The organism is Mobilitalea sibirica (assembly GCF_015999265.1).
In the GTDB taxonomy this organism is placed as follows: domain Bacteria; phylum Bacillota; class Clostridia; order Lachnospirales; family Lachnospiraceae; genus Mobilitalea; species Mobilitalea sibirica.
Genome location: NZ_JAEAGR010000033.1, coordinates 1 through 2,186, shown reverse-complemented (window position 1 = coordinate 2,186; position 2,186 = coordinate 1). Strand labels below are relative to the sequence as shown.

3 rRNA genes are annotated in these 2,186 nt (G+C 45.8%); all 3 read left to right on the top strand.

From position 1 onward, the window contains the following. A 16S ribosomal RNA gene (locus I5677_RS17025) occupies positions 1–677 on the top strand; the annotation flags it as partial. A gap of 243 nt (positions 678–920) precedes the next feature. Continuing rightward, a 5S ribosomal RNA gene (gene rrf / locus I5677_RS17020) occupies positions 921–1,038 on the top strand. Positions 1,039–1,677: 639 nt separating this feature from the next. Beyond that, positions 1,678–2,186, top strand: a 23S ribosomal RNA gene (locus tag I5677_RS17015); the annotation flags it as partial.

Here is a 2,186-nt window from a genome sequence, read left to right as displayed (position 1 = left end):
CGGTCCGTAACGGGACCTTTCCTTCGGGACAGAGGAGACAGGTGGTGCATGGTTGTCGTCAGCTCGTGTCGTGAGATGTTGGGTTAAGTCCCGCAACGAGCGCAACCCCTATCCTTAGTAGCCAGCAGTTCGGCTGGGCACTCTAGGGAGACTGCCAGGGATAACCTGGAGGAAGGCGGGGATGACGTCAAATCATCATGCCCCTTATGATCTGGGCTACACACGTGCTACAATGGTGGCTACAAAGGGAAGCGACCCTGTGAAGGTAAGCAAATCCCAAAAAGGCCATCCCAGTTCGGATTGTAGTCTGCAACTCGACTACATGAAGCTGGAATCGCTAGTAATCGCGAATCAGAATGTCGCGGTGAATACGTTCCCGGGTCTTGTACACACCGCCCGTCACACCATGGGAGTTGGATATGCCCGAAGTCTGTGACCCAACCCATCTTAGTGAGCATGACGTCGTGATGATTGAATGAACGAAGTGAATTCAATCATATCCGTATAAAAAATACGGTCACGGAGGAGCGCAGAAAAACCTGCGTGAGTACGTGAGCAATCACGAAGTCAGTCGTGCTTAGTAAGATGGGAGGGAGCAGCCGAAGGTGGAGCCAATGACTGGGGTGAAGTCGTAACAAGGTAGCCGTATCGGAAGGTGCGGCTGGATCACCTCCTTTCTAAGAGAAAAAGTAAGGGTTGTTTTACTGTTCAGTTATCAAATCGTCTTTAAAAGACAATGAGAAGTATCAAGAGATATTTCGATTTTGCCTGCACACGCCGCATACAGCTCGCATGAAGAACTGCTCGCTGAACGCGACCGTGTCAATACATCCCAAAATATACGAACACACTCCTGAAAGCAAGCTTTCGTCGTGTGTCCGAACATTTTATGCTGTGCAGACAAAATCTAACGCACAATTTCTGGTGGCGATGCGCTTAGGGGTCACACCCGTTCTCATCCCGAACACGATGGTTAAGACTTAAGCGGCCGATGGTACTGTACTGGAGACGGTATGGGAGAGTAGGTGGCTGCCAGAGAAAATTACTACCATATGTTACCGGTTTACATACAGGGTTAAATAGTGTAACATCATAGGTCCGACAGCAAACCGAGTACAAACCAGTAACATAAGGTTTTATATATAATAAGTTAGATGATTATATAAAGATACTCAACATTCATTTGTGATTAGATATAAGTAAACCTTTTGGAATAAAAAGATAGATTTTACTTGTATGTAATGACTGATGAATGTCAGTCAGACCAGAACCTTAGTAATAAGGGGATGGACAATTGGACATTGACAACTACACATAGAAAATGAGTAACAAGACGAAAGTTTTGTTATGATTAAGAATTGATTATTCTTAATCAAGACATCCAGTGAAGTGACGATACATTCTTAGGAATGGCGCAATCGTCATGGAACTAAAACTGTAATAAACCTAAGAAGAGAAATCTTCCTTGCTGCTACGCTAGGCGGCATGTTATGAGACTGTAAACGAACTCATAAGAGAATTGATCTAAACTGTGACTGCGCTAAGCGCTATCATCTCGAAAAGCACGCTTTTCTCGATGAAAGCACTTTGCTTACGCAAACAGAATTAATCAACCACTCTTATGAAAGCAAGCTTTCAAAGCGTGCTTTATTAATTCGTTAGCGCAGTCGCAGTTTAGGTCAAGCTAATAAGAGCGCAGGGTGGATGCCTTGGCACTAAGAGCCGATGAAAGACGTGATAAGCTGCGATAAGCCACGGAGAGGAGCAAATATCCTTTGACCCGTGGATTTCTGAATGGGGAAACCCAGCTGAGCATACCTCAGTTACTGTATGGTGAATCCATAGCCATGCAGAGGGAACCCGGGGAACTGAAACATCTAAGTACCCGGAGGAAAAGAAAGAAAACTCGATTTCCTGAGTAGTGGCGAGCGAAAGGGAAAGAGCCTAAACCGAAGGATTTATCCTTCGGGGTTATGGACCACGTTAAGTGAGTCGTATGGTAATAGAACGGTTTTGGGAAAGCCGGCCAGAGAGAGTGAAAGCCTCGTATATGAAACCAGAAGACAGCGAGTGGGATCCAAAGTACCGCGAGACACGAGAAACCTTGCGGGAAGTCGGGGGGACCACCCCCCAAGGCTAAATACTACTTAGTGACCGATAGTGCATAGTACTGTGAAGGAAAGGTG